This window comes from Lactobacillus sp. UMNPBX17 (genome assembly GCF_002553735.1).
GTDB lineage: Bacteria > Bacillota > Bacilli > Lactobacillales > Lactobacillaceae > Lactobacillus > Lactobacillus gallinarum.
In genome coordinates, this window is the sequence record NZ_PCYT01000022.1 from 1 (window position 1) to 26465 (window position 26465).

A 26465-nucleotide genomic window follows, 5' to 3' on the forward strand; every position below is an offset into this window, starting at 1 on the left:
TCCAAATGGACTTTTTATTTTTCTAAAGTGTTCAATTTGATTTTACAATCGGCGAGAATAAAATTTTTAAAATTTCTCAGAAAAAAATCGCCTTTTTTTGCGTATTAAATAGTGTGAGGCAAAAAAGGGGGATTTTTATGAAAACAAAGGAATTTATCAATGAATTACTCACTTCCGCAATTTCAAGTAAGGCGAGTGATATTTTCTTTTTTCCGAAAAAGGAAACGATGGTTGTACAGTTTCGAACTAACCAAGGTGTAATTACCCAAACCGACCTTTCCTTGAATGAGGGACAAGAAACTATTAACTTCTTTAAATATAGCGCTCAGATGGACATTGCAGAACATCGTAGACCTCAAGTAGGAGCAATGGCTTACGAGGTTGATCAAAAAGAATATTATTTGCGTCTTTCTAGTTTGGGTGACTTTTCAGATCAAGAATCACTGGTCATTAGAATAATTTATGAGATTAAGCAAAGTAAATATTTCTTTCCTCAGCAAATAGAATCGTTAGAAAGATCAGCTTTGCATCGAGGATTGATCGTGACTAGTGGACCCACTGGGTCAGGCAAAACAACTACGATGTATGAAGTCGCAAAAAAATTAAGTCCCAATAAAGTAGTAATGACTATTGAAGATCCAGTTGAAGTTCATGAACCTACTTTTTTGCAGTCACAAGTCAATAATGAAGCCGGAATTGACTATCAAAGTTTATTAAAAGCAGCTTTGAGACACCGTCCAGATATTTTGATTATTGGAGAAATTCGTGATCAAGGTACGGCAAGATTAGCAGTTGATGCAGCTTTGAGTGGACACTTAGTTTTTGCGACGGTTCACGCTAAAAGTACTTTGCAGACTATCTCACGTTTGGAGAGTTTAGGCATCAAGAATGATGAATTAGCTAATTGCTTGACTGCTGTGTCTTACCAAAGGCTGTTGCCTAGTGCAGTAGGGATGCAGTGTCTAATGGATATTGCTAAAGGCGAACTTTTAAATCAGGAATTGCAGCTAAGCGTGCGCAGTGACTTCGTTAATTGGCAAGAGAATATGCAGTTGTTGCGGAAAGGAGGGAAAATCGATGATGAAATATATGAGCAATTCAAAGAAGGATAGGCTAAATAGCGAAGAACAACTCGTTTTTTTAGATTATTTAAAACATAGTTTAGAAAATGGTTTTTCATTGATTAATTCGATAGAGCTGATGCCTGTTTTGTGGCCAAAGAAAAAGAAACTAATGCAAAAACTGGTTAAGCGAATGAAAGATGGGAATAGTTTTAGTGCTGAATTAATTCAATTAGGTTTCTCAAAAACAACGGTGACGCAGGTTAATTTGGCATTGCAGCAAGGAAACTTAATTGAATGTTTGAATCAATTATCTATTCTTAGTCGACTCAAGCAAGAACAAGTTAAAAAATTGCGAGCAGAGTTATCCTATCCATTTGTCCTAGCAATTATGATGGTGATTTTACTTGCTTTTATGCAGTCATTTATTTCTACTCAATTTAGCGATGGTAATGAGCATTCTGGTGATTTGGTCATGCTAGGATTGATTGGAGTTGTACTTGCTGGAATATATTTTTTAGCAAGAATAATTGTTTTACTCAACAAACAGGATTACGACTCAATGCAAAGATTAACTAAATATCCCATTATTGGACCAGTGATTTTGCTATATGTGAATTATTTGCTCGTGTATGACATTGGGATGCTTTTAGCCAGTGGTTTTTCATTGCAAAAAATGTGTGAATACGCATCAAAGCAGGAAAAAGGATCCTTGCAGCAAGCCTTGGGACAAAAAATAGGGCATCAATTAGCTGAAGGAACAAATTTGGAAGAGATCGTAGAACAAGAAGTCTTTTTACCGAATAGCTTGTTAGTTTTGCTTAAAACAGGTTCGGAAAGAAAAAACTTAAGTCAAAGCTGCTTAATGTTAGGGCGTAGCTTATTTATTGATTTAACTCAAAAAATAGAAAAATTAGTTGTTAACGTACAGCCATTTTGTTTTATCTTGATTGGCTTTTGCGTGATTGGCATGTATTTGAAATTATTAATGCCAATGTATTCAATGATGCAAGGACTTTAAGGAGAAAAATATGAAAAAGAAAATGAAGAAATATTTGTTAAATATTTTAGCTAAAAGCCGTAGACAAAAGGGCTTTACTCTAATTGAAATGGTGGTTGTGATTGCTATTATCGTCATTTTGATGGTGTTGATTATGCCAAATATGTTGAATCAAAAGGAAAAGGCAGAAACGAGAACTTCAGATGCCTTTAAGACTACTTTGCAAACACAGGTGGAAATGTATAAAGATGATGGACACGATACACCTAGCAAATTTGAAGATTTACAGGGTGAATTTTTAACTAAAGATCAAGTAAAAAAGGCAAATAAGAGTTTTAAATTAGAAAATGGCAAAGTTACTGAGATTAATAAGAAATAAATATAGAGCTTTTACTTTGATTGAAACGATGATTACTTTAGCTATTTGTTGCGGGATGCTGTTAATTGGCAGTTTACAACTGCAAAAATATCAACACCGTTTAATTTTTGATAATACAGTAAGAGAAGTAAATGCTGCTCTTGATCAAGCATCTCGAATTAGCACGATAAAGGGACATGCCGTTACCGTCATTTTTTCCGAGGATCAACATTATATAAAATTAATCGGTGGTGGTCATGAAAAGCAAGTAAATATTGATAAAAATATTGATATTAAAGGTTTGAACAAATTTGTTTTTACTAAAACTGGACGCTCTGTTCCTGGGACAATAACGTTTAGCGGTTATGGGATGAAAAAAGCTGTGAAATATCAAATGCTATGGGGACGAATGGCAAAATGAAAAAAGTAAAGGGATTTTTTATATTCGAAAGCGCCATTGCCATTATCATTTCACTATTTGCTGTAAGTTGCCTTTACTTAACTGTTGCTGAAAGTCAAAAAAATGGTCGTGAAATGGAATTAAAAACTGATCGTGTCTATGCCTATCATGTGTTAAAGGCCAACAATCTGGATCAGATAACGGTACATGATCACGTTTATGAAAGGATAGGGCAGCATTATCTTAATGATAAAAATACTAACCAAAAATACAAGATTGCAGACTAAAGGATTCATGTTAGCAGAAGTCATCTTTTCTCTTTTTATTACTATCCTGGTCCTTTCCATTTTGCAAAATCTGCTGTTAAGTATTAAAAGAGCCAACATGCATGAAAATCAGCATGTAAATGATATTGCTTATGCATATGTGCAGTTGAATAATTTTATGCATACTGAGGATACGAAAACTGTTTATCCAATCGTGAAAGATTCCAAAAGCAATAGGATAGTTTTTATGCGAGTTAATAAAAATGATGAAAAAGAACAGTATGCGATTGAATATTATTTAAAAAATCATGTTTTAAAGGTATCAAAAGCAGGAGCTGGGCGGGGTGGATATATGCCGCTTATTTTCAATATAAAATCGGCTCAGTTTGTCACTAAAAAAGATCAAATTATCATTCATGTAGTAGAAGAAAATAAAGGAAAATCAGATTTAGTTTTCAAGCTTGATGAAGAACCTAAACCAGAAAGAGAGAAAAAGATTGTTAAAAATAAAAGGAAGCGCATTGCTTAGCAGCATTTTAGTTTTAATTACGACTTTGCTTTTTATCAAAATGTATCAAGAAGTCTATTGCGCAAGCATGGAGAATAATTTGATGATTATCAAATATTTGTCTGGTAAATAACTTTCCTTGCACCTCTTCTTTCCTTTCTTTAAAATAATGGAGGTAATGGAGGGACGTTATGGGAAAATTTGAGAAACTTTTTAATCAATTTTTAGATTGCGTACAAACTTTGCAAAAAGCCCTGAATGTTTCATTTACAGAAGCCTTAGTTGAAACATTTGATAATTTAGAGCAAGGTAAAATCAAAGTCGAAAATGGTGCACCAGATGAACAAACTGTTGCAGAATTAAGTAAAAAATATCAGTCACTTGATTATGATGAGATTAGTCAAAAAGATAAGGCGCAAGTTTTTACTTTTTTAACTTTAAAAGCAATTAATGATGATGGCTTTGATGTTAATAAGATGCCAACACCACCAGCAATTTCAACTGTAATTGCAATGTTAATGCATAAATTGGTGAAGAATGAAAAGGTTGAAATAGTTGATCCTACAATTGGTACTGGAATTCTGCTGTTTTCAATCATTTCACAATTAAAGGCCTTAAACCATTCTAAAGATAACTATCAATTAGTCGGAATTGATAATGATGAAGAAATGCTTAACTTAGCAGATGTGGCAGCACACTTGAATGACTTTGACATTGAACTTTATTGTCAAGATGCATTAATGCCATGGATGTGTTCTAATCCGGATGTAGTAGTAAGCGATTTGCCGATTGGCTATTATCCAGTTGATGAAAATGCTAAAAAATTTGAAAATCGAGCAGAAAAAGGTCATTCATTTGCACACTTACTATTAATTGAACAAATAATTAAGAACTTAAAACCTGCGGGTTATGCATTTTTAGTTGTTCCTAAATCAATTTTATCAGGCAAGATTGGTGCTGATTTTATGCCATGGTTAACGAAAAAGGTATATTTGAAAGCCATTGTCGAATTGCCTGATGACATGTTTAAAAATAAATTTAATCAAAAGTCGATCCTTGTTTTCCAAAATCATGGAGAAGATGCCAAGGCTAGTGAAGTTTTGTTAACTAAACTAGATTCTTTGAAGAAAGAAGAGGCTTTGATTCGTTTTAATGTCAAATTGAACGAGTGGTATACTAAAATCAATCATTAATTCGGGATTACTTAACTTTTATTGAAAGAGGAGGAAATTATTTTTATGAAAAAGGTTTTGGCAATTAACTCTGGTAGTTCATCTTTTAAATATAAATTATTCTCATTGCCAGATGAAAAAGTTATTGCAAGTGGTATGGCTGATCGTGTTGGATTAGACAATGCTTCCTTTGAAATTAAATTGGCTGATGGCAGTAAGCATGTAGAAAAAACAGAAATTGCCGATCAAGAAGCTGCAGTTAACTTATTAATTAAATTCTTGAAGCAATTCAATGTAGTAGATGATTTACATGAAATCGTTGGTGTGGGTCACCGTGTAGTTAATGGTGGTGAATACTTTACTGATTCTACTATTATCACTAAGGAAAACTTGCCTAAGATTTATGAATTAGAAGATTACGCTCCACTTCATAACCCAGCTGAAGGCCGTGGAATTGAAGCATTTATGAACGTATTGCCAGAGGTGCCACAAGTAGCTGTATTTGATACTACTTACCACCGCGCTCTAGATCCAGTTCATTACTTATATTCTCTTCCTTATAAATATTATGAAAAATATGGCGTCCGCAAGTATGGTGCCCACGGTACATCAATCCGTTATACTGCACCTCATGCTGCTAAGATGCTTGGTAAAGATCTAAAAGACTTGAAGTTGATTATTTGTCACCTAGGTTCAGGTGCTTCAGTTACTGCTGTAAAAGACGGTAAATCATTTGATACTTCAATGGGCTTTAGTCCAATTGCTGGTATTACGATGGCAACTCGTTGTGGTGATATTGATCCATCACTTATTCAACATTTGATGCATGTTGAAGGTAAGTCAATGGATGAAATGATTCATATCTTGAATCACAAATCTGGTTTACTTGGTTTGTCAGGTATTTCTCCAGATATGCGTGATGTTCGTGAAAGCGACACAGATCGTGCTAAGTTAGCTAGAAAAATCTTCATTAATAGAATTGTGCGTTACGTTGGTTCATATATTGCTGAAATGGGCGGCGTTGATGCTATTATCTTTACTGCTGGTATTGGTGAACATGATATGGGCGTACGTAAAGAAGTAATGGATGCTTTCAAATACATGGGCGTTGAACCAGATTACGAAGCAAATGAAGAAAACGGCGAACATTTCATTACTAAGCCAGATTCTAAGGTAAAGGCAATGGTTATTCCAACTAACGAAGAATTAATCATTGAACGTGATGTAGTTCGTTTAACTGATATTAATTAAGCTTTTTATTCGCAGGATTCATTTGTCTATGCTACAATAGTAGAGTCTCAAGGGGATGTTTTGGGATTCGACAGGCGTAGATTCGCATTGACTGCGATTCGTAGGTTACGTCTACGTAAAAACGTTACAGTTAAATATAACTGCAAATAACAAAAATTCTTACGCATTAGCTGCTTAATTTAGCGCATGCGTTGCTCTTTGTCGGTTTACTCGTGGCTGACACTGAGTATCAACTTTAACGAGTTACGTTTAACTACCTCACCTGAATAGTTGAAAAGAGTCTTAACAGGTTAGCTAGCTCATCCTAGCCCTGTTATATGGCGTTTTGGGCTAGTGAAGTTCAAGTAATATAACTATGATCGTAGAGGTCAGTGACGGAATGCGTTTGGACAGGGGTTCAATTCCCCTCATCTCCATACAATAGTAAAAGTCTTGCTAGGATATGATTCCTAGCAAGACTTTTATTTTTATTTATTAATAATAATTAGTTATAGCTTTGCCCTAAAAATAAGTATTAAACATTATAAAAGCTGCTATTTATAATGGAACCTAAAGAAAACTGTTTTTACAGATAATAGGTGAGCGAATGATTAAATACAAAAATAAATACTTTGAAGGGGAAAGAATACTTTATGGCATTAATGATGCGGAACTTGAAGGCATTACCTTTGGTCACGGTGAATCTCCTTTAAAGGAGGTAAATAATGTCAGATTAAAAGATTCAATTTTTACATGGAAGTATCCATTATGGTATGACGATCATGTAGAAGTAGAAAATACTACCTTTGAAATAATGTCTAGGAGTGGAATTTGGTATACTAAAAACATTTCTATTAAGAATAGTGCTTTACAAGCGCCTAAACTATTTAGAAGAGCAAGTCATATTAGATTGGACAATGTTCATTTTGCCAATGCAGAAGAAACGATGTGGACTTGTAATGATATTAGAATTACTAATTCACAAATTAATGGCGACTATTTTGGCAAGGGTAGCAAGAATATATATCTAGATCACGTGAGTGTAGTTGGTAATTATGTTTTTGATGGTGCTGAAAATATTGAGGTTCACAATTCAACTTTTGTCTCTAAAGATGCTTTTTGGAATTGTAAAAATGTGACTATTTATGATTCAACAATTGATGGTGAGTATCTAACTTGGAATACTGAGAATATTAAATTCATTAATTGTAAAATCGAAAGTGATCAAGGATTAAATTATATTGATCATATTGAAATTAAAAATAGTTCACTTATTCATACTGATTTAGCTTTTGAATATGTTTCAGATATGGATGTAGAAGTGACTAGTAAAATTGATAGTGTTAAAAATTCCGTGTCAGGTAAAATTGTAGCGCCAGAAATTGGAATTTTAACTATGGATTCAAATAAGATTGATCCTGAAAAAACGAAAATCAATTGTCCAAAGATAATTTCAAAGGTAAAGCATTCAGATAATAATCAAAAACCAAAGGATTAGTGATAATAATGGAATATGATTTTAAAAATGCACCTGATCGTAGTCATACGGATTCAGTAAAGTGGGATGTTAAGCCAGGTGAATTACCGATGTGGATTGCCGACATGGATTTTAAAACAGCACCGGAAATCATTAAGGCAATGAAAGAAAAAGTTTCATTAGGTGCCTTTGGTTATGAGTGGCCACAAGCTGATTATTTTAATGCGGTAGCGGATTGGTATGAAATAGAACATGGATATCGTCCGCAAACCAATTGGATGATCTTTACCACGGGAGTTGTGCCCGCGATTTCATCGATTGTGCGGCGTGTTTCGCATATTGGCGATAGTGTTCTAGTTCAAGAGCCTGTTTACAATATTTTTTATAACTCTATTTTGAATAATGGGCGCCATGTTTTATCAAGTAATTTAGTGTTTGATGGTGAACATTACAGCATTGATTGGACAGATTTAGAAGAAAAATTAGCTGATCCACTCACTACGTTAATGATTTTCTGTAATCCTCACAATCCTATTGGTAAGGTTTGGACTAAAGCAGAAGTTCAAAAAATTGCACAATTATGTCAAAAACACCATGTGGTTTTGCTTTCGGATGAGATTCATGGTGACTTGGTCAGAAAAGGACAGGGCTATACACCAGCATTTTCAATTGAAGCTAAAAGCAATGTGATTTCTTTGGTTTCACCAAGCAAGACTTTGTGGCTGCACTTCATGCTGCTTATGAAGAGGGGCATGATTGGCTGAAGAAGTTAAAGCAACAGTTAAATGAGAATTTTGATTATGTCAGTCAGTTCATTCAAGAAATGTTCCTGAGGTAAAAGTTGTCTCTGGGGATGCCACTTATTTGATGTGGATTAATGTACAGAAAGTGACTGATAATTCTGCAGATTTTGCTGCTTTTTTGAGAAAAGAGACAGGTCTAATTGTTTCAGCAGGTATTGTTTATCGCGGTAACGGACAAGATTTCATTCGGATAAATTTAGCCTGCCCATTAGCAATGGTAAAAGACGGAATGAAGCGATTGGTAGAAGGAATCCTTAAGTATAGCAAATAGGTTTACATGTAAACAAAAAGGTAGATATATAATTAAGAAAAGGGTTTCATTTTTATAGCCTCAAAGTATATACTTTATGTGAGGTGATTTAAATGGAACCATTATTTTTAACCCCGTATTTTAGACCAAAGATTTGGGGCGGACGCAAATTAGATGATATTTTTCACTATGATATTCCAGAAGGAGAAGTCGGTGAGGCTTGGATTATTTCTGGCTATAAGGATGATGCTTCAGTAGTAACTGAAGGTCCACTTAAGGGCATGTCTTTAAGAGATGTTTATTTAAAACATCCAGAATTATTTGGTAATCCTAAGGCTAAGGAATTTCCACTTTTGGTTAAGTTCTTGGATGCCAATGATAATTTATCAGTGCAAGTACACCCAGATGATGATTATGCTAGAAAAGTAGAAAATGATTCCGGCAAGACTGAAAGCTGGTACGTCATGCAAGCAGACCCAGGTGCCTACATTATTTATGGTCATTATGCTAAGACTCGTGAAGAATTAGCTGATATGATCCATAAGGGTGAATGGGACAAGTTGCTCAGAAAAGTTCCAGTTAAGGCTGGCGACTTTTTCTACGTTCCAGCAGGTACAATCCATGCTTTGACTAAGGGTTGCTTGGTAATTGAAACTCAACAATCAAGTGATGTTACTTACCGTCTTTACGATTATGATCGAGTAGATAAGAAGACCGGTAAAAAGCGTGAACTTCATACGCAAAAATCAATTGATGTAACTACTGTACCTCATGTTGATCCTAAGCTTGATATTAAGACCAGCAAGGATCAAGATGCAGAAATTAAGACTTTGGTAGAACCACCAATTTCACCACACTTCTACTTATGGCAAATTGACCTTGATGGTACTTGGAAAACAGGGTTAAAGGATCATCCATATCTTTTAGTTTCAGTCATTAAAGGCGAAGGAAAACTTGAAGCTGATGGCAAAACATATGATTTGAAATTAGGAACTAATTTAATTATTCCAAATGAGATGAAGAAATTCACTTTCACTGGTAAAATGAGAATAGTTATGTCTGCACCTGGTGAGGAATAACCGTTTATTTTATCAGATTTAGGAGTGAGAAATTGTGATCTATGTCGCTTGTGGTTCAATAATGGCAGTGATTGGAATTATTTGGTTGATTTCACCAGCCAAGAAGCCTAATCGGATTTATGGCTATTTATCTTATCTAGCGCAAGTTAACAAGGATAGTTTTAAGTTTGCTCAAAGAAGGGCAAGTTTATATTGTATTTTATTCGGCTTGATTCAAGTCGTAATAGGGTTAATTATTCACTATTTGAATTGGGATCGCTATTTTCTCATTTGGCTATTAACTTTTTATTTATTTATCTTATTGCCAATTGTCTTTACTGAAAAAAGTCTCAAATCTTTTTTAAGTAAAAGACATGAATTGCCACATGACTATGTCGATCCCGATCAAGTAAAACGTCAAAGAACAAAAGGATTTAGGGATCGATAATGAGTTTGAGAATCTTAATGGTTGAAGATGACAGTTCTGTCGCTGAAATGATGGGAATGTTTTTCAAAAAAGAAGGTTGGCAGCAAGATATCGCTGTCGACGGTGTCGAAGCCGTCGATATGTTTAAAGAAAATGCAGATAAGTATGATTTGATTACATTAGATCTGAATTTGCCAAAAAAAGATGGGATTCAGGTTGCTAAGGAAGTAAGGGCTATTTCTCCTACTGTTCCAATTATCATGCTTACTGCTAGGGGCAGTGAATCAGATCAAGTTCTGGGATTAGGAATTGGTGCTGATGAATATGTGACTAAGCCATTTAGTCCAATTGCCCTGATTGCACGAATTAAGGCCCTTCATCGTCGTGTGATGATGGAAGAAGATGTTCAAACGCAAGAAAATACTAATCAGGAATATGAAATTCAAACACCTCATCTAAAAATTTCTAAGGATAGACGAGAAGTTTTGTTTGATGATCAACCGGTAGTCGATTTAACACCTAAGGAATTTGATTTACTGTATACGATGGCTCAAAAGCCTAAGCAAGTATTTTCACGTGATCAGCTATTAGAGTTAGTATGGGGATATGAGTATTATGGTGAAGAACGAACCGTTGATGCTCATATTAAAAAATTGCGGCAAAAATTAGAAAAAGTTGGCGCCAAAGTTATTCAAACAGTCTGGGGTGTCGGCTATAAGTTTGACGATTCGCAGGTCAAATAATGAAATTAATTTATCAGAACATGCTGGGCTTTCTTTTGATTATCGTAACCACGATTTCCATTATTGGTTATTCAGAAATCGGATATGCCCGTAATCAGGCTTACATGCAAAATTATCAACGAATGGAAAGTTATGCTAATTCGTTGGGAGAATTAGCTGAAACGGATGGCAAAAACGGCACAGCTTTACTAAATGATAATTTCTTGAATCAATTAGAATTTGTATTGCGTGGAGATGACGTTCATTTACGTATTTTTGATGATAAAAATACGCAAATTTATCCTCGGGTCAATGCCAAAGTTCAATTGTCTGATAAGATTTTTTCTACTTTGCAAAATGGACAAGAGATTCGCATCCAGAATAACCATACTGAAAATTCCCCAATTGGTTCAACTAAGGACGCATATACTGGTGTCTTAGTCCCCTGGATGAATGGAAAAAATTTGGTTGGTATAGCGTGGATTAGTTCTAGGGTAAAACATGTTGAGCGACCAATATATATGGCTAAGCGCAATTTATTGCGGGCTTTGTTAATCACTGTAGCAGTTGGACTTATTCTTAGCTTTATCATTTCATATTATTCAACTAAACGAATCAAACGGTTGTCTCGGGCAACGCAAAAAGTTGCCTCAGGAAACTTCAATGTACAGATCGCTCATAAAGACAGTGATGAAATTGATCAGCTGGCTGAAAACTTTAATAAAATGGTTAAGGCACTTAAGCAATCAAATGAAGAAGTTAGGGCACAAGAAAAGCGGCGTGATCAATTTATGGCTGATGCAGCTCATGAAATGCGAACACCTTTGACAACTATTAATGGCATTCTGGAGGGCTTGCAGTATGACGCCATTCCGGAAGAATCTAAGCCTAAGTCTATTGATTTAATGCAACGTGAGACTAAACGTTTAATTAGGTTAGTTAATGAAAATTTGGATTATGAAAAAATCCGTAATAATCAGATCATGTTGATTAAAACAGATTTTGATGCAATGCCAATTCTGCATGACTTAAAGTCGCAGTTAAAACAAAATGCTCAAAAGGCTAAAGACGAAATTAGTGTTGCTGGTCCAGAAAAATTGCCAATTTATGCAGATCGTGATCGATTTACGCAGGTGATGGTCAACTTGGTTCAAAATGCCATTCAATTTACGCATGATGGTCACATTCAAATTTCTGGTAAAAGATTGGAACATGCTAGTGAAATATCTGTCAAGGATGATGGTATCGGCATGAGTAAAGACCAAACTAAGTTTATCTTTGAACGCTTTTTCAAGGCTGATCCATCAAGAGCGAGGATGGGCACAGGCGAATCTGGGTTAGGATTGGCCATTGTTTCCTCATTGATTAAACAGCACGGTGGTAAAGTAAAAGTGGCTTCTGCACCTGGCAAAGGATCAACATTTACGGTTATCTTTTATGATAAAGGCTATGAACAATTTATAAGCAAAGATGAATAGAAAAAGGCATTCAGCTGCAATTTTATACAGCTGAATGCCTTTTAATTTTCTTTAGTTTTTATCACTTTTTTCTGTGCTACTTTTATTTTGCTCGGTTAATTGATTCTTAAGTACTTCTTCTGGCACTTTAGTAATATCTTTTTCACGATTGTGCAATTCAGAAGCATCAGTCTTATAGAGCTTGGTTGTAGAACGGTTATGATTTTCACTGTAAAGTGAAGTAGAACTATCTGCTAGGTCTTGTCTGATTGAGATCATCTTTTGATAATTAGTAGAGTAATTAAACTGAGTTGGATCAACCGGTACAAAACCTGTTGGAGTGTAAAACCGTAGTAAATTATGATTATTAAGCAAATCAGAATAATGAAGAGAATCTTTAGCTTTTTTAGCTAAAGCGGTAATTTCTTTCTTTTCCTGCGGGCTAAAATTAATAATTTGTCTACCGTTAATTCGATTGTAAACTGTTCCTTTTATTCCCTTGCCTCCAACGATAATATATTTGGAGCTGACAATAGTACCATTTCTAAAGACGATCCAATCTTGTCTATGAGGAGAAAGCATGTCGCTACCAAATTGAACATAGCCCTTATTACTGATTCCAAGTAGGTGAAGCAAGGTTGGAAGAACGTCGATTTCGCCAGCAATTTCGTGACTGATTTTTCCTTTTAAATTATCAGCGTGAATCATGAATGGAACTTTTTGCATTTGCACATTGTTATATGTGTTCCAAGTATCAGCACTTTCATTAATAATTGGAGCTAAGGTTTCATTTTCGGAATTACTTAATCCATAGTGATCACCATAGATTACTATCATACTATTTTTATAGAGGCCAGAAGCTTTTAGATAGTTGAAAAATTCATGAACTGCTTCGTCTAAGTAATGAGCAGTTTCAAAATAGTTGTTAATAGTTTGATCGCTCGTTTTAGTGGTCTTAAAGTTAGGATCGCGATCATCCTTATCTAGATCAAATGGAATATGGTTAGTAACAGTAATGAATTTTGCATAAAATGGCTGTTGCATTTGTTCTAGGTACTTGATGCTCTCGGCAAACAACAGCTTATCTTTTAAACCGTAACCAATATTGTCTTTATTTTGTGTACTGAAATAATTCTTATCAAAGAAATAGTTATAGCCCATATTTTTATAGACATCATTTCTATTCCAGAAAGTACCGACATTCCCATGGAATACAGCAGAAGTATACCCATCTTGACGCAGAATTTGGGGAGCTGCCTGGAACGTATTCTCAGAACCAAGTGAAGTGAATAATGATCCATCTGCAATCCCATATGTACTGGTTTCTAACATGTTTTCAGCATCACTAGTTCTACCTAAACCAACTTGATGATAAAAGTTATCAAAACTCAAAGTATGTTTATTTCGATAAAGTGAATTTAAAAACGGTGTCACTTCTTTGCCATTAACCTTAAGGTTAATTAAAAACTGTTGAAAACTTTCCAAGTGAATGACAATTACGTTTTTATTTTTCTCTACGCCAAAATGTGCGGATGAGGGAGCAGAATGAATCTTATTGGTAAAATTCAAAATCTCATTTAGATCTGAAGCATTAGCATTTTTGGTTACCTGAACGTTTTGTGCGCTCTTGAAACCATCATAAGCAGTAAAAGTATCAATTCCCAAATATTTCACTACATAAGAACGGTCAAAGGTATTTCTTAAAAGGCGTGGACGGGAAGTCTCAGCCAGAAAGATGTTCAAAGTAGTAATCAATGCTCCAACTGAAGTAATAGCGATGGGAGTTGACAGCCCGTATGATTTTTGATCGATTCGTATTTTATGAATAACCAAAAGGATGATGATAATGATAAGGTCAATCCAAATTAAGATGTCGGTAGGGTGGAGTAAAGCAACAGTACTTTTACCCAAGCCTTGGGAGACCTTGCCAGCATTAGTCATTGTTTTAATGGTTAAAAAATCAGTAAATTGCCGGTAGTAGATAATGTTTGCAAATAGCAAAGCAGTATTTGCAAAATCCATGATTAACATGGCGATATAGGAAATAATAGGTTTAGGGATGTAAAAGCCAATACTAATCAAAATTACAGCAGTCCCAATCGGGCTGAGCCACATGATAACGTGCTGGTAAGGATCCGATAAACCTAAATTAAAGTTGAAATAAGCGGCAAAAATGTATTTTATCCAAAACCAAAATACCAAAAGAACCAAAAATCCAGTTCTTGTTTGAATAAAATTGCTAATTTTCTTTTTCATATTTTTCTCCTTTAACATCTTTTAATTTTAAAGGTTCCTTCTGCTTAAAACAACGATTTATCAAGAGTTATGCATTTTTTAATAATTACCTTTTGAAAAAATGGTTATAATCTAGAAGGAATAATTTAGAAAGAGGCAAAGCATGCTGTTTTTCGGCCCACTTTATAATTTTTTAGCAGAACGTTATGCGACTAGTATTAATCATTTTGCATTAGTTAAATTAACTTTTTTAGCATTAGATAAAACCTTCTTTTACTTTCTTATTTTTGCGGTTTTACGGTTGATCTGGCTTCTTTTTGTTAGAAGAAGACGATCAATTAAATCGGAAGTTAGTGTTTGGATTTTTGCATTTTATCTAATTTTGATTTTAATGTTGACAACGTTCAGAGATACTTATTTTCCATGGCAACTTGTGTTTAATTTTAATAGGCCGTTGAGTGATGTTAATTTAGTTTTTATGAAGGAAACGTGGAAATTAGTTTATGCGCCAAGCAGGTTAGATTTCTTTTACAATTCACTGGGCAATATTATGTGTTTTGTGCCGTTTGGAATATTATTTCCAATTGTTTTTTCAAAGAAGCAATCATTTTTTAAAACTATTTTGATGGGGATGCTGTTTTCAATTGTCATTGAAACATTGCAATTTTTATTATCAACTGGTGTTAGTGACATTGATGATGTCTTCTTTAATACGTGTGGTGCGATCTTAGGCTATTTGATTTATCTCTTTTTCAAAAAATTATGTATGCGCTTGTAAAATGATACTGGTATTCGATAAATAAGATTGTTAAAATAAGGATGTGAAATTTTTATAATAGTTAGGAAGCAGATTTATGAGTTTAATTAATTTTGATAGTAGTAAGTTAACGCCATTTGTTCATGAAAATGAATTAGGCGAAATGCAAGCTATGGTAAATGCTGCTAACACTGAACTCCGTGATGGTACTGGTGCTGGCAATGATTTCCGTGGTTGGCTTGACTTGCCAGTAGATTACGACAAAGACGAATTTGCTCGTATCAAGAAGGCTGCCAAGAAGATCCAAAATGATTCAGAAGTTTTGGTCTGCATCGGTATTGGTGGTTCATACCTTGGTGCTCAAGCTGCAATTGAATTTTTGAACAGCAACTTCTACGGCAAGGAAAAGACAGACATGCCAACTGTTGTTTTCTGTGGTAACTCACTTTCAGGTTCATACCTTTACGACTTGATTGAATGGGTAGGCGACAAGGACTTTAGTATTAACGTAATTTCTAAGTCAGGTACTACTACTGAACCATCAGTAGCATTCAGAATCTTCAAGTATAAGTTGATCAAGAAGTACGGTAAGGAAGAAGCTGCTAAGCGTATTTACGCAACTACTGACCGTCAAAAGGGTGCTTTGAAGACTGAAGCTGACGCAGAAGGTTACGAAGAATTCGTAGTTCCAGATGATATTGGTGGTCGTTACAGTGTTCTTACTGCTGTTGGTTTACTTCCAATTGCTGCTGCAGGTGCTGACATCGATGCTTTGATGAAGGGTGCTGCAGATGCTCGTGCAGATTACACTGATACTGATGTTCACAAGAACTCACCATACCAATACGCTGCTCTTCGTAACATCCTTTACCGCAAGGGTTACACTACTGAAATTGTTGAAAACTATGAACCAAATCTTAGAATGTTCGGTGAATGGTGCAAGCAATTGATGGGTGAATCAGAAGGTAAGGACAACAAGGGTATTTGGCCATCAAGTGCTAACTTCACTACTGACTTACACTCACTTGGTCAATACATTCAAGAAGGTCTTCGTAACTTATTTGAAACTGTTATCCGTGTTGAAAAACCACGTCACGATGTTAAGATTCCTGGCGATGAAAAGAACTTGGATCAACTTAACTTCTTGGAAGGCAAGAGCTTGAACTACGTAAACGATCGTGCTTACGAAGGTGTTGTTTTAGCCCACACTGACGGTGGCGTACCAGTTATGACTGTTAACATTCCAGATCAAACTGAACACACTCTTGGGTACATGATCTACTTCTTCGAATTAGCAATTGCTATTTCAGGTTACTTGAATGGTATTAACCCATTCAACCAACCAGGTGTTGAAGAATACAAGCGTAACATGTTTGGTCTTCTTAACAAGCCAGGTTACGAGAACTTACACGACGACTTAACTAAGCGTCTTAAATAATTAATTTTACTCAGCATATTTGATAGTATGCGGTTGAATATAGTTAGCATTAGCTAATTAAAGAAAGAGTAGAAACTTTTTTGAGGTTTCTACTCTTTTTGTTTGGAAGATTAAATTAGGGATCTGTATGAAAGAAAAAACTAAAAATATTTTAGCTATTTTATCGGCAGCGTTTATGTCATTCGTGGGAATTTTGACAGAAACTAGTTTAAATGTAACTTTCCCTACGATGATGAAACAATTTAATGTAGCTCTAGATACTGTTCAATGGACTACTACAGGCTACCTTTTAACCATTGCAATTATTATGATCTGTTCATCGTATTTAAATGAACGCTTTACTGCTAAACAACTATTTGTAGTAGCTTGTGGTGGTTTTATGGTCGGCAGCGTAATTAGTGCGTTTGCGCCTAATTTTTCAATTTTGCTTTTAGGACGTTTAATCTCTGCATTAGGTGCAGGAATTAGTACACCGTTAATGTTTAATTTGGTTACCGAGATTATTCCACGCGACAAGTGGGGCGTTTATATGGGAATTGCTGGGTTAGTAGTCGCTATGGCTCCAACTTTAGGTCCTGCTTTTGGTGGAATTACTAATTTTTATCTATCTTGGCGCTGGATTTTTATTTTTGCGACTATCATTGCTTTGATTGTTTTCATCGCAGGTGTTCTAGTGATTGGCAAATATCATGAACAAGTTAAAAGCGATTTTGATTGGCTAACGTTTATAATTTTAGCCAGCACTTTTATTACGTTAACTGTGGGCGTTAATCAAATTAGTAAGGGAATCACCAATCCTCTATTTTGGCAGCTTGTATGATAAAAAGGGCGCTAAATTGCCACTTTACTTAGGTGGCAGTTTTATGATGCTTGGGTGCTTATTATTCATGATTTTTGGCTTGAATTTAAGTGTATTGATGATTGTCATTTTTTACGGCATCATGATGTTAGGGCATAGAATGTCCTTTAGCAATACTTTAGCAGAATCGCTTAAGGTAGAAAAAGGGGAATTGCGTGCGGATGCTACGGCTGTTTGTCAAACTAGTCAACAATTAGCTGGCTCCGTTGGAACAACTATCTTGGCTGTGATTATATCTATCTGGCAAAAAAAGCCTAATATAACTTATTCATTAGGAACGGCTCAGGGAAGTCAAGCAGCATTTATTTTTACAGTGATCATTAGTTTAATTATTATCTTTAGTGATTGGAAAATGTTTAAAGCAGAAAACAATAATTAAGTAAGACAATTACTTTAAAATAAGTTATAATAGTATATGAATGATGAAATTTAGTGAGAGATAAAAAGGACGGCTGACACACAGTCGTCCTTTTTTCTTATATCTTGTTATTTTCTTTTAAAAAGCTACGGATAATTTTTTCTCGCATTGCAAGAAAAACCGTATTATGACCTGTAGGATGAATTCGATTGGTTAATAAAATTAAGCCTGATCGTTTAACGCGATCCAAAATCATTAATGTACCGGTAAAACCGGTGTGTAAAATGATTGGATAATGATTTTTAGGATCAAAGCGTAGATCCCAGCCCCAAGAGCGAGGCTTTACACCAGCTGGATTTTTATTATCAAAAAGCAGGCTAACAGTTTTTTGACTGTAAGGTAATATCTCTTTTTTTAGTCCGAGATAACCTTGACTGAAGGTGATTAAATCTTGCATGGTTGAGAAAAGTCCGGCGGAGCCGCAATCTGCACCTAATTGTCGTGCCTTAGGATCATGTGGGATGCCCTGTAAGACCTGTCCATCAACGATTGCAGTTGGTACACAAGCATCTTTTTTAGGTGAAAATGTGGTGTGAGTCAGCGGCATTTGGCTGAATACTTCTTGCGTGGCAACGTCTTGTACAGGTTGATTGAAAATCTTTTTGATAACCAAGCCTAATAAAATGAAGTTGGTATCTGCATAGCGCATTTTATGTTCAAACTCGTCAGTTACGGGTAAATTGATAATTGCTTTTAGTAATTCATCATGATCCAGTTCATCACGATGCGGAATCCAACCGCGAATACCACTGGTGTGAGTTAAAAGATGATAAAGACGAATACGCGAATCTTTAAATTCTGGGACAAACTCTTTTAAAGGCTCGGTAAAATTAAGCTTGCCTTGATCATAAAGCTTTAAAAGTACATTTTCAGTAGCTAAGACTTTAGTTAGACTAGCCAAGTCATATTCAGCAAATGGACTAAGTTGAGTCACGGTGGGGTAGATACTAGCAAATCCTGTCGTTGAGGTAAAGATTTGTTTATCTTTAATGAAAGTGTAGTTTACGCCCGGTACAACTCTTTCAAAGACCATTGATTCAATTAAATGTTGTGTTTTATTATAGTCGATCATTTTTCACCATCCACTCAATTATTATAGACAAAATGACTTGACAAGCATAGAAGAAAAAAGCATAATTATTAATGTTGACTCGCCCGTTGGTCAAATGGTTAAGACGCTACCCTCTCAAGGTGGAGTTATGAGTTCAATTCTCGTACGGGTGATTAATTGAGATATAGCCAAATTGGTAAGGCACAGGATTCTGGTTCCTGGATGTTTGGGTTCGAGCCCCAATATCTCAATAATAGGAAAATGTCTTAATGCTGAAAGCTTTAAAAGCCCAGTGTTAAGGCATTTTTGTTTTTTACGATTTTCTGAAATTAGGTGAAAATAAGCAAAATAATACAATATTCTAAGCAATATTTTTACTGGCATTTACTAGCACCAAAAAATATAAAATTGGTCTAGTTGAAATTATTTTAGTGTGTAGGTGGGCTGATCTTAGATGTTTAGCCATGATATAATAAACATATATCATATTTATGTTAATAACCAATGAACCAACGATAAAAAGCGTTGGTTTTATTTTTAGGTAAAATATAACTAAAAGGTATTGAATCAAGGCAAGGATGAATATTAATTATGATTAAATACAACAAGGGCGTAAGGGATTTCTTTAAAAATGATTATCCTAAATTATATTTGTTGTCTGGTAGCCAGATAACCACCGATATTAATTTAAAAGATAAAAGCCGTATTGGCTATTATTGGAATATTTTCGCCGTAACATGGTTAACTATCAATCAACTTGAAGACACGCCACAGCTTCCCTATAGAACGATTATTGTAGAACGGTTTGTTAAGCGTAAACGGATGATCGATGTAAGAGAAATGATTGGATATTGTAAATGTACAAGCAATCAGAGAGCCAACCAAGCATTAAAAAAGTTTGCTGAAATATTCAGACAAGAACAAATTAAAAATAAAGTTTTCCCACTGGTGGAATTCGATTAATACAAGGCTGTCACGTTAATTTTATGAGGGTGTACAGCCTTTTTATTATGGCTAATGTACAGACATACTAGAATGGTAAAAAGCCCCTAAATCTGCCTTTTTCTGCAATAGAATCAGTTCAGCAAAAAAGCCCTAAAATGTTAGATTTTGTTAACCGTGATTGTGATAATATCAACGATTAGCCACCGTTCGGGATGCAACATTTAAGGGCGAAAACCTGAATAAACCTGAATATTTCCACAGTTGGTATTTATTAAATCTGTTCCAGTACGTGCAGCTCAAACAGTTGTGCTGGATTAGGCACGGTTAAAAAAGCCACCACATTAGGAAAAATGCGGAAATAATCTGACTCAAAAGCCAAGATCTTAACAATTTCTCCCAATCAAAAAGCCCCTAAATGTCTACTTTTGTCTACCCTAAATTGTGCGAATTCGCCATCAATTAAAATTGCCCTAACCATTGATATGACTTAATTTACATGAGGTTTTCTAAGTAAGTAAAAAGCCCCCAAAACGGTCATTTTAAGGGTAGAGAATTATATTAGTATTTATTTGTATAAGTAGAGCTAAGGTCCCAAAATAGAATTAGTTGAGTAAATCTGTATTTAGAAAACAGATGCGTCAGACGCATTTGTTTTTAAATCAATTAGACGGATTTAGAAACTGAATAACGTTTCATTATTGAGTAAATCCGCCGAGTTCAAATTTGAGTCGGTTAATGAAGTCAGCAAATGTCAGCATAATTAAATGTCAAGTTTTGACAGGTTTTGACAAGTTTAACAATGGGTTTTCTAAGGGTTTTCTAAATACTTCTGAAGTATTTAAAAGATCAATGATGTCAATTTCATCTTTAGCTAACCACCGACTTCTTACTATCATGATAACAAAATAGGCGCATCCCTGAAATGGGACACACCTAATAATTAATATTTTGCTCGATGTCTATGTATACGATCTGGTGAACATGTATAACGGTATCCTTGCATTTTATCGTTAATGGTTTCAACAATCAGCCTACCAGTAGTCGGATGTAACTTCAATCTAATTACATACCGTGGTGAGTTCAATTCGTCTAAATAATCGGATGTCATTGCTACTTCTTTAAGTTTTAGCATTGAATCGTGAGTATTTTTAGCCACGGCATAACCATATTTTGTTTTAATGTCATCAATAAAATTTATAAAGTTAAAATTATTCATAGTCATTCTGTTATATGTCATTAATAAAATTCCTCCATTATACCACCGCTATTGGCGTAGGGGTGGTTTTTTGCCTTGGCGGATTTTGAGTTTGATTCAAATACATTTTTATTATTAAACTGACTAAAATGACAAAGATGACAATAGATGACAATACGAAAAATATACTAAAACCATTGGGGGAGTAAGAATAAAACTGTTTTAAATGACAAATGACAAACTTTTTTAAGTTTCTTACTCTTATTACTTTTTTATACTTTTTTATTTGTATATCTTATTTATATATATTTATTGTCATTTTGTCATTTAATAATATAAAAACGTTGATATATAAGCATTTATAAAACACGACATTTTAACGACAATTAAACGACAAAAATATAAATGTCATTAATAATTAAAAGTGAAAATTTATTGTTATCCCTTATGTATCAATGGTTGGAGTTAGTAACACTATTTATAGTAAAGCGGTTGCTGTCTATTACATTCTTTACTAAATTTAGCCAAATATTCTGGTAACAATCTAGCGTCCTTACTTTCAAAATAATTAAGTGGTGCTAATTTTCTTCTTTCATATTTAAAACCTTGTTCTTCTAGAATTGGTTTTAATCTTCTAGTAAATGTGTTTTGTGTCATATTTGTAGGGTTATGGTTTGCTTCTGCATACTGAACAAATAATTCATACAAAAATTTAGCTGGTATTCTAGTGCTAGTTAAATCACTAACCACATCGACAACAAAAGCCCTAACTATGTCGCTTTCTATTTGAATATCATTTACCATTTCTTTACTTTCGTTAGTATCAACAATAGAACTAACATCAATGGTTAAAGCCTTTTTTAGTAGCCACTCTAATAAACCTTTGTTATAAATATACTCTTCCTTTATCTTTCTACCTGCTGGTGTATCTGGGTATTGATGATTAAATTTGATTAATCTAAAACGCCTATATAATCCGCCTGTATTATCTCTAAATCTAGGAAAAGCATTCATACTTTGAATAACTGTAGTATTAAACTTTGCACTAAATGGTTGCATCCCTTTTGGATTAATTAATACAAGTTCATTTGTAACTACGCTTTTTAACGTACTACCATCATCAATATATTTAAGTGGTGGGTTATCATCTCCAATAATGAGGGATGCACCATAGGCTTGAGCGAGTAGAAAATCATTGTCAAACTCTGATAGTTTGAGGGCTGTATAATTATCTTTTCCTACTAAATTCATTAGTAATTGTTCAAATGTGCTTTTGCCTGTTCTACCTTGTCCGTTATCAATTAGGCAAAATAAAACATTGCTATTAGCTTTGTTTTGTACAACCGTTGCAATTAATTGCCACAATAATACTTCCTTTTGTGGGTCATTGTCTGCAAGTTGTTTAAACCAATTACTTAATGACCAATTATTAAAAGTAGGTTCTTCAATGTAATTACTAATATAATTAGTTGCAACTTTGGTGGTAAACACTAAATCAGGGGTATAATTAATTAACTGATTATTAGCTTTGTTAAATATTCCATTGCCTACAGGTACAAAGTTTTTATTTTTATTTTGTTTAAGTGGTTCAGCTTCTAAAGCTAACCACTTTTTTATTTCTCTTCTTTGTCTTTCTGTTGTGGTATCATCTACAGCCAAAATTAATTTATCTAGTATTCTTTCACTTTTAATGTATAAACCACTATCAGGATTGTAAAAAGAAAGTGGTGCTTTTTCTAAATCTGTTGTAGTATCACCAATAACCGCAAATTTAATTACTTTCTTTAAATAGTCTGCTACTGTTCTAGGTGGTACACGTTTAATAACTTCTTCGCCTTTTTTGGTTTCAGCATTTTCTTCACGCCAATTTTCACCTAACCTTTTTAATAGGTAAGTGATCTTCTTTAAAGGCAATGTATAAACACTATGAATAAGCTGTTCGTGTTCTTCTAGTTCTTCACTTTGCTTAGCTGATTCCTTACTTAAATTAAGCATATTCTTACCTCTATCTTTTTTATTCATATAACACCACCGTCCTCAGTTCCTGTATTAATTCCTTGTTCATGTTTTTACCTCCAAACGTTAAGCATTTAAGATTAATCTACCTGCACAATTAATATTGCTTAGTCCTTAACTACGCCCATAGTTACGGGCTTTTTATTTTGCTTTTGGGACGGCATCTCATGGGACGCAAGCCACGCTGTTATGCTTGCTTTTCCATAGAGCTTGCGACCGTCAATGTTAGCCACTGGCATTCCTAAAGAAGCCCAATATGTAATCGTGGAATCAGCAACGCCAAAATATTTAGCAATTTCTTTGCGGTTTAAATATGGCTTGCTTGATGTGGTGGCTTGCTTGATTGCATCCCTCACAACGTTAAGCACATAAGTTTTAATTTCTGTTTCTTGGCTTTCGTCTAGTTTGAACTCCATTATTAACGCTCCTTAATTGATTTAGCATTGTCTGTTAAGTCGGTTGAATAATCAGCAAGTTCATTGGTTAAATGCTGCAGCATCTTTTTAGTACTAATAGGGTCGGACGGGTCATCTTCTGGCACATCTTCAATTAACTTAGACAATAATCCATAGCTAACAAATATTTGTTCTGCAATTCTGTTCATTTCATATAAAGCTTGATGCAATTTAATTTCATCGTTCATTGTTAAGCCTCCATAGGTTCTAATTCATCAAAGTCATATTTACCACCTTGCAAGTCGTAGACGGTTTGGGCTAGTTCATTTCTCATAACCTCTATATATCTTTCAGGAATCTTATTTCGTCCATATTCCATAATCGTACCGTCTACAAATGCACAATAGAGGTAACCGTCCTTATACCAACGATTTACCACGTTTGAACCGTCTGCACTGTAATTAGTCATGGTTAGCCACCTCCTTAGTGGGATGCACAGCAAGCCATGAATTAATTTTTTTGACTGTTTCAGAACGTAGCCCGTCAGTTTTACCATTAATCACGTTAGCCATAGTGTAACGGCTAACACCTAACTGTTGAGCTAGGGAACTAATAGTTAAATTCTGTCTACCTCTTTCAATTCTTAACGTTTCTAGTTGTTGATTTGTGATTTTCATATAGATAACCTCATTTCTTGTTTAAAAAGCAACATATTTTGTTGACATAAATAAATATAAATCATTAATTCTTACAAGTCAACAAAAAGTGTTGCAAAAAGACAAATTAATATTTAAACTAATATTGAGAAGAGGTGAGAAAAAATGAAGAATAATTTACAGAAACTAAGAAAACAAAATAAGCTAAGTCAAAATGACTTAGCTAAACTACTTGGAGTTACTCGACAGGCGGTAAGCTTATATGAACAAGGAAAACGTCAATTAAAAGACAAAGACATTGCAGTATTAACAAAATACTTTGATGTTTCAAGAAATTATTTACTCGGTGCATATTCAAAGAAAGAAATATTAGCTATTCTGCAAGAAGCATACAAAAAAGCCACACATCAAGAAGTAGGTGGCTATGACTTGGTTAAGGATGATATTGGTTTCAATGTTGATTTAATTATGATTGCTAAAGGTGAAATAGAACCTAATGAGCCACAACTTAAAGGAATGCTAAGCCCTAATGAAGTAGATGATTTCAAGTTTTGGAATACTAACTTTTCTTTTGTTTTTAATAGTGTGGCGGTAAATTGGCTAGTTACTAGACCTGTTGAAACTACAAAGGAAGAGGTTTTAAAAGCAATTAATGAATCGTTGCAAATAGAAATTTCTAAGCTAACCACCGATACCACCGAACGCCAAAATGAATATGGTGAGTGGCTAGAAAGTCCATCGCAATATTTATTACAACGTCAAGAATTTATTAATAATCACATTCAAGATGATGGTACGTTAAGCTTTTAATTAATGCTGACATCGCAATTCTAAAGCCTTGTTCGTTCTGATTAGTTGTTAGTTGATTATCTTGCATCCCACGGGTCGCCCTAAAATGAGGCATCCCACATATTCAATCCATGTTAAGCATTTAAGATTAGTCTACCTGCACATGTACTACTTAAAAGAGGTTATTAACATGAATAATGATATTAAGGAATACACCACGCCTAGTGGGAAAAAGCGTTATGGTTTTAATTTATATGTGGGTGTTGATGAAACAACAGGGCATTCAATTCAAATTAGAAAACAAGGCTATAAATCAAAGAAAGAAGCACAAGAGGCATATTTAAACTATCAACTTAAAGTAGTTAAAGGTGAGTATATCCCAGAAAGTAAGGGACATATTACTTTTAATAAGCTTTATAAGATGTGGCTTAAGATTTATCGTGAAACTGTTAAGACTAGCACATATGCTACTACTACACGTTATTTTGACGACCATATTCTAAAGCAATTAGGTAGTAAGTATATTGATAAATTAACCGTTTTAGACTGTCAGAAAGCCGTAAATATTTGGTTTAATGATGCGCCTAAGACTTATAAGCGGTTTATACGTTATACAAATAATGTTTTGAACTACGGCATCAATAATTTAGAACTGATTAGTAAGAATCCAATGAATAAGGTTATCCCACCTAAAGCTAAAAATAAGCCTAAACCATTTACCGACTTTTACTCTAAAGATGAATTAAACATCTTTCTAAGGGATGCACAGGAATACAACTTCAAGTATTTTGTTTTCTTTAGGTTATTAGCTTATTCAGGAATGCGTAAAGGTGAGGCATTGGCGCTTAAATGGTCAGATATTAATTTTAAAGATAATACTATTAGTATTAATAAAGATGTTACCGTTGGTTTAAACAATGAATTGTATGAAGACACGCCTAAAACTGAAAATAGTTTCAGAGCTTTAAACATGGATGCAGCCACAATGGAATACTTGAAAGAGTATAGATTAATGCAACAAAAGACCATGCTTAAATTAGGCTATAACTTCTTAAATAGTGATAATTTACTTTTTTCTACTATCAATAATGGTTATCTTTCAATGTCAAAACCACGGCAATGGAATGTGGCTATTTGTAAGAAGTACAAACTAAGAAGAATTAAGATTCACGGCTTTAGGCATACTCACGCTTCTTTATTATTTGAAGCTGGTGCATCAATGAATGAAGTTAAAGCACGTTTAGGACATGCGGATATTAACACAACCATGAATATTTATACCCACGTTACAGACGACCAGAAAAAGGATACAACTAACAAACTTGTGCGTCTGTTAGAGGGTAAATAATCAATATTCTAATCAATATTATTTTTTAGGTTTAAAAATGCAGATATACCAAGGCATTAAGACAATGTGATTTGAGCCCCAATATCTCAATAATAAAGAAAAGGTTTAAGCTATTTCAGCAATGTCATTAAGTTAAGACATTGACAATTAAGGGTGCTTTTTTAGAGATCGAAT

The 26465-nt window shown here is 34.4% G+C and carries 27 protein-coding genes, 2 tRNA genes, 1 other RNA gene and 2 pseudogenes; 23 read left to right on the forward strand and 9 right to left on the reverse strand.

Going from position 1 to position 26465, the window contains the following annotated elements:
• Positions 1 to 137 precede the first annotated feature (137 nt).
• The 15 genes and pseudogenes from comGA to CP368_RS05040 all read left to right on the forward strand — a co-directional run bounded on the left by comGA (position 138) and on the right by CP368_RS05040 (position 12210).
• Entirely contained in the window at positions 138 to 1112 is a 975-nt protein-coding gene (gene comGA / locus CP368_RS04970) for a competence type IV pilus ATPase ComGA (protein WP_025005120.1), read from the forward strand.
• On the forward strand, positions 1081 to 2082 hold the full coding sequence (locus tag CP368_RS04975) for a type II secretion system F family protein (protein WP_025005119.1): 1002 nt from the start codon (positions 1081 to 1083) through the stop codon (positions 2080 to 2082). The genes comGA and CP368_RS04975 overlap by 32 nt, the downstream gene beginning before the upstream one ends.
• Before the next feature lie 10 nt (positions 2083 to 2092).
• Complete coding sequence (locus CP368_RS04980; RefSeq protein WP_098045803.1) at positions 2093 to 2440, forward strand: prepilin-type N-terminal cleavage/methylation domain-containing protein; 348 nt, start codon at positions 2093 to 2095, stop codon at positions 2438 to 2440.
• On the forward strand, positions 2409 to 2840 hold the full coding sequence (locus tag CP368_RS04985; RefSeq protein WP_087175669.1) for a prepilin-type N-terminal cleavage/methylation domain-containing protein: 432 nt from the start codon (positions 2409 to 2411) through the stop codon (positions 2838 to 2840). The genes CP368_RS04980 and CP368_RS04985 overlap by 32 nt, the downstream gene beginning before the upstream one ends.
• Entirely contained in the window at positions 2837 to 3106 is a 270-nt protein-coding gene (locus CP368_RS04990; RefSeq protein ID WP_025005116.1) for a hypothetical protein, read from the forward strand. Before CP368_RS04985 ends, CP368_RS04990 begins: the two co-directional genes overlap by 4 nt.
• 7 nt (positions 3107 to 3113) lie before the next feature.
• On the forward strand, positions 3114 to 3614 hold the full coding sequence (locus CP368_RS04995) for a ComGF family competence protein (RefSeq protein WP_035434033.1): 501 nt from the start codon (positions 3114 to 3116) through the stop codon (positions 3612 to 3614).
• A gap of 170 nt (positions 3615 to 3784) precedes the next feature.
• Positions 3785 to 4786, forward strand: a complete 1002-nt coding sequence (locus tag CP368_RS05000) for a class I SAM-dependent methyltransferase (RefSeq protein WP_087235389.1) — start codon at positions 3785 to 3787, stop codon at positions 4784 to 4786.
• Between the two features lie 45 nt (positions 4787 to 4831).
• Positions 4832 to 6016, forward strand: coding sequence for an acetate/propionate family kinase (locus CP368_RS05005; protein WP_087235388.1), 1185 nt, complete (start codon positions 4832 to 4834; stop codon positions 6014 to 6016).
• Positions 6017 to 6067: 51 nt separating this feature from the next.
• Positions 6068 to 6435, forward strand: a transfer-messenger RNA (tmRNA) gene (ssrA, locus tag CP368_RS05010).
• Positions 6436 to 6602: 167 nt separating this feature from the next.
• Positions 6603 to 7493, forward strand: a complete 891-nt coding sequence (locus CP368_RS05015; RefSeq protein WP_098045804.1) for a DUF3737 family protein — start codon at positions 6603 to 6605, stop codon at positions 7491 to 7493.
• Between the two features lie 8 nt (positions 7494 to 7501).
• Positions 7502 to 8546: pseudogene (locus tag CP368_RS05020) on the forward strand (MalY/PatB family protein).
• A 92-nt stretch (positions 8547 to 8638) separates the two neighbouring features.
• Positions 8639 to 9604 carry a mannose-6-phosphate isomerase, class I gene (gene manA / locus CP368_RS05025; RefSeq protein ID WP_098036502.1) on the forward strand — a complete coding sequence of 322 codons (966 nt, stop codon included), beginning with the start codon at positions 8639 to 8641 and terminating at the stop codon, positions 9602 to 9604.
• Between the two features lie 34 nt (positions 9605 to 9638).
• The gene (locus CP368_RS05030) at positions 9639 to 10031 is read left to right on the forward strand and encodes an SdpI family protein (RefSeq protein WP_025005111.1); all 393 of its coding nucleotides are present in this window, start codon (positions 9639 to 9641) and stop codon (positions 10029 to 10031) included.
• Complete coding sequence (locus CP368_RS05035) at positions 10031 to 10753, forward strand: response regulator transcription factor (protein ID WP_025005110.1); 723 nt, start codon at positions 10031 to 10033, stop codon at positions 10751 to 10753. Before CP368_RS05030 ends, CP368_RS05035 begins: the two co-directional genes overlap by 1 nt.
• A complete protein-coding gene (locus CP368_RS05040; RefSeq protein ID WP_098044302.1) occupies positions 10753 to 12210 on the forward strand; it encodes a HAMP domain-containing sensor histidine kinase in 1458 nt (485 codons plus the stop codon). The genes CP368_RS05035 and CP368_RS05040 overlap by 1 nt, the downstream gene beginning before the upstream one ends.
• Positions 12211 to 12261: 51 nt before the next feature.
• On the opposite strand, the gene CP368_RS05045 is transcribed toward CP368_RS05040, so the two are convergent.
• Positions 12262 to 14463, reverse strand: coding sequence for an LTA synthase family protein (locus CP368_RS05045; RefSeq protein ID WP_098045805.1), 2202 nt, complete (start codon positions 14461 to 14463; stop codon positions 12262 to 12264).
• 124 nt (positions 14464 to 14587) lie between these two features.
• Between CP368_RS05045 and CP368_RS05050 the strand changes: the two genes are divergently transcribed.
• The 3 genes and pseudogenes from CP368_RS05050 (at position 14588) to CP368_RS05060 (ending at position 17857) form a co-directional block, all read left to right on the forward strand.
• On the forward strand, positions 14588 to 15202 hold the full coding sequence (locus CP368_RS05050; protein WP_087235342.1) for a VanZ family protein: 615 nt from the start codon (positions 14588 to 14590) through the stop codon (positions 15200 to 15202).
• 76 nt (positions 15203 to 15278) lie between these two features.
• The gene (locus CP368_RS05055) at positions 15279 to 16619 is read left to right on the forward strand and encodes a glucose-6-phosphate isomerase (RefSeq protein WP_098045806.1); all 1341 of its coding nucleotides are present in this window, start codon (positions 15279 to 15281) and stop codon (positions 16617 to 16619) included.
• 127 nt (positions 16620 to 16746) lie between these two features.
• Positions 16747 to 17857 (forward strand): annotated as a pseudogene (locus CP368_RS05060) (MFS transporter).
• A gap of 97 nt (positions 17858 to 17954) precedes the next feature.
• Here CP368_RS05060 and CP368_RS05065 read toward each other — a convergent pair.
• A complete protein-coding gene (locus tag CP368_RS05065; protein ID WP_087175743.1) occupies positions 17955 to 18968 on the reverse strand; it encodes a serine hydrolase in 1014 nt (337 codons plus the stop codon).
• Positions 18969 to 19048: 80 nt separating this feature from the next.
• On the opposite strand from CP368_RS05065, the gene CP368_RS05070 reads away from it, so the two are divergent.
• The 3 genes from CP368_RS05070 (at position 19049) to CP368_RS05080 (ending at position 19910) form a co-directional block, all read left to right on the forward strand.
• Positions 19049 to 19120 (forward strand) — tRNA-Glu (locus tag CP368_RS05070).
• Positions 19121 to 19125: 5 nt separating this feature from the next.
• Positions 19126 to 19198 (forward strand) — tRNA-Gln (locus CP368_RS05075).
• A gap of 340 nt (positions 19199 to 19538) precedes the next feature.
• Entirely contained in the window at positions 19539 to 19910 is a 372-nt protein-coding gene (locus CP368_RS05080) for a hypothetical protein (RefSeq protein WP_098045807.1), read from the forward strand.
• Positions 19911 to 20163: 253 nt separating this feature from the next.
• Here the strand turns inward: CP368_RS05080 and CP368_RS10965 are convergent, their stop codons facing one another.
• The 7 genes from CP368_RS10965 to CP368_RS05110 form a co-directional block, all read right to left on the reverse strand.
• Complete coding sequence (locus tag CP368_RS10965) at positions 20164 to 20292, reverse strand: hypothetical protein (protein ID WP_255405074.1); 129 nt, start codon at positions 20290 to 20292, stop codon at positions 20164 to 20166.
• A 540-nt stretch (positions 20293 to 20832) separates the two neighbouring features.
• The gene (locus CP368_RS05085; RefSeq protein WP_098045808.1) at positions 20833 to 21129 is read right to left on the reverse strand and encodes a hypothetical protein; all 297 of its coding nucleotides are present in this window, start codon (positions 21127 to 21129) and stop codon (positions 20833 to 20835) included.
• Between the two features lie 432 nt (positions 21130 to 21561).
• The gene (locus CP368_RS05090; RefSeq protein ID WP_098045809.1) at positions 21562 to 23109 is read right to left on the reverse strand and encodes a phage/plasmid primase, P4 family; all 1548 of its coding nucleotides are present in this window, start codon (positions 23107 to 23109) and stop codon (positions 21562 to 21564) included.
• 101 nt (positions 23110 to 23210) lie between these two features.
• Positions 23211 to 23519, reverse strand: coding sequence for a terminase small subunit (locus CP368_RS05095; RefSeq protein ID WP_165443896.1), 309 nt, complete (start codon positions 23517 to 23519; stop codon positions 23211 to 23213).
• 2 nt (positions 23520 to 23521) lie between these two features.
• Complete coding sequence (locus CP368_RS05100) at positions 23522 to 23746, reverse strand: hypothetical protein (RefSeq protein ID WP_098044041.1); 225 nt, start codon at positions 23744 to 23746, stop codon at positions 23522 to 23524.
• A 2-nt stretch (positions 23747 to 23748) separates the two neighbouring features.
• Complete coding sequence (locus tag CP368_RS05105) at positions 23749 to 23967, reverse strand: hypothetical protein (protein ID WP_098045810.1); 219 nt, start codon at positions 23965 to 23967, stop codon at positions 23749 to 23751.
• Positions 23960 to 24175: a helix-turn-helix transcriptional regulator gene (locus CP368_RS05110; protein WP_098045811.1), complete on the reverse strand. Its 216-nt coding sequence runs from the start codon at positions 24173 to 24175 to the stop codon at positions 23960 to 23962. Before CP368_RS05110 ends, CP368_RS05105 begins: the two co-directional genes overlap by 8 nt.
• Positions 24176 to 24319: 144 nt before the next feature.
• On the opposite strand from CP368_RS05110, the gene CP368_RS05115 reads away from it, so the two are divergent.
• Together CP368_RS05115 and CP368_RS05120 are read left to right on the forward strand one after the other, a co-directional pair.
• Complete coding sequence (locus CP368_RS05115) at positions 24320 to 24964, forward strand: helix-turn-helix transcriptional regulator (RefSeq protein ID WP_098045812.1); 645 nt, start codon at positions 24320 to 24322, stop codon at positions 24962 to 24964.
• Between the two features lie 169 nt (positions 24965 to 25133).
• Positions 25134 to 26291 (forward strand): tyrosine-type recombinase/integrase, encoded by a 1158-nt coding sequence (locus tag CP368_RS05120; protein WP_098045813.1) that lies wholly within the window; start codon positions 25134 to 25136, stop codon positions 26289 to 26291.
• The last annotated feature ends 174 nt before the right edge of the window (positions 26292 to 26465 follow it).

Excerpts from the sequence above, each read along its gene's own strand:
- CP368_RS04980 (WP_098045803.1), top strand. The coding sequence starts at position 2,093 with ATGAAAAAGAAAATGAAGAAATATTTGTTAAATATTTTAGCTAAAAGC.
- CP368_RS05105 (WP_098045810.1), bottom strand. The coding sequence starts at position 23,967 with ATGACTAATTACAGTGCAGACGGTTCAAACGTGGTAAATCGTTGGTAT.
- CP368_RS05040 (WP_098044302.1), top strand. The coding sequence starts at position 10,753 with ATGAAATTAATTTATCAGAACATGCTGGGCTTTCTTTTGATTATCGTA.
- CP368_RS05055 (WP_098045806.1), top strand. The coding sequence starts at position 15,279 with ATGAGTTTAATTAATTTTGATAGTAGTAAGTTAACGCCATTTGTTCAT.
- CP368_RS05100 (WP_098044041.1), bottom strand. The coding sequence starts at position 23,746 with ATGAACGATGAAATTAAATTGCATCAAGCTTTATATGAAATGAACAGA.
- CP368_RS05005 (WP_087235388.1), top strand. The coding sequence starts at position 4,832 with ATGAAAAAGGTTTTGGCAATTAACTCTGGTAGTTCATCTTTTAAATAT.
- CP368_RS05050 (WP_087235342.1), top strand. The coding sequence starts at position 14,588 with ATGCTGTTTTTCGGCCCACTTTATAATTTTTTAGCAGAACGTTATGCG.
- CP368_RS05120 (WP_098045813.1), top strand. The coding sequence starts at position 25,134 with ATGAATAATGATATTAAGGAATACACCACGCCTAGTGGGAAAAAGCGT.
- CP368_RS04990 (WP_025005116.1), top strand. The coding sequence starts at position 2,837 with ATGAAAAAAGTAAAGGGATTTTTTATATTCGAAAGCGCCATTGCCATT.
- CP368_RS04975 (WP_025005119.1), top strand. The coding sequence starts at position 1,081 with ATGAAATATATGAGCAATTCAAAGAAGGATAGGCTAAATAGCGAAGAA.
- CP368_RS05000 (WP_087235389.1), top strand. The coding sequence starts at position 3,785 with ATGGGAAAATTTGAGAAACTTTTTAATCAATTTTTAGATTGCGTACAA.
- comGA (WP_025005120.1), top strand. The coding sequence starts at position 138 with ATGAAAACAAAGGAATTTATCAATGAATTACTCACTTCCGCAATTTCA.
- CP368_RS05110 (WP_098045811.1), bottom strand. The coding sequence starts at position 24,175 with ATGAAAATCACAAATCAACAACTAGAAACGTTAAGAATTGAAAGAGGT.
- manA (WP_098036502.1), top strand. The coding sequence starts at position 8,639 with ATGGAACCATTATTTTTAACCCCGTATTTTAGACCAAAGATTTGGGGC.
- CP368_RS05065 (WP_087175743.1), bottom strand. The coding sequence starts at position 18,968 with ATGATCGACTATAATAAAACACAACATTTAATTGAATCAATGGTCTTT.
- CP368_RS05045 (WP_098045805.1), bottom strand. The coding sequence starts at position 14,463 with ATGTTAAAGGAGAAAAATATGAAAAAGAAAATTAGCAATTTTATTCAA.
- CP368_RS05015 (WP_098045804.1), top strand. The coding sequence starts at position 6,603 with ATGATTAAATACAAAAATAAATACTTTGAAGGGGAAAGAATACTTTAT.
- CP368_RS05095 (WP_165443896.1), bottom strand. The coding sequence starts at position 23,519 with ATGGAGTTCAAACTAGACGAAAGCCAAGAAACAGAAATTAAAACTTAT.
- CP368_RS05115 (WP_098045812.1), top strand. The coding sequence starts at position 24,320 with ATGAAGAATAATTTACAGAAACTAAGAAAACAAAATAAGCTAAGTCAA.
- CP368_RS04995 (WP_035434033.1), top strand. The coding sequence starts at position 3,114 with ATGTTAGCAGAAGTCATCTTTTCTCTTTTTATTACTATCCTGGTCCTT.
- CP368_RS05035 (WP_025005110.1), top strand. The coding sequence starts at position 10,031 with ATGAGTTTGAGAATCTTAATGGTTGAAGATGACAGTTCTGTCGCTGAA.
- CP368_RS05085 (WP_098045808.1), bottom strand. The coding sequence starts at position 21,129 with ATGACATATAACAGAATGACTATGAATAATTTTAACTTTATAAATTTT.
- CP368_RS05090 (WP_098045809.1), bottom strand. The coding sequence starts at position 23,109 with ATGAATAAAAAAGATAGAGGTAAGAATATGCTTAATTTAAGTAAGGAA.
- CP368_RS05080 (WP_098045807.1), top strand. The coding sequence starts at position 19,539 with ATGATTAAATACAACAAGGGCGTAAGGGATTTCTTTAAAAATGATTAT.
- CP368_RS04985 (WP_087175669.1), top strand. The coding sequence starts at position 2,409 with ATGGCAAAGTTACTGAGATTAATAAGAAATAAATATAGAGCTTTTACT.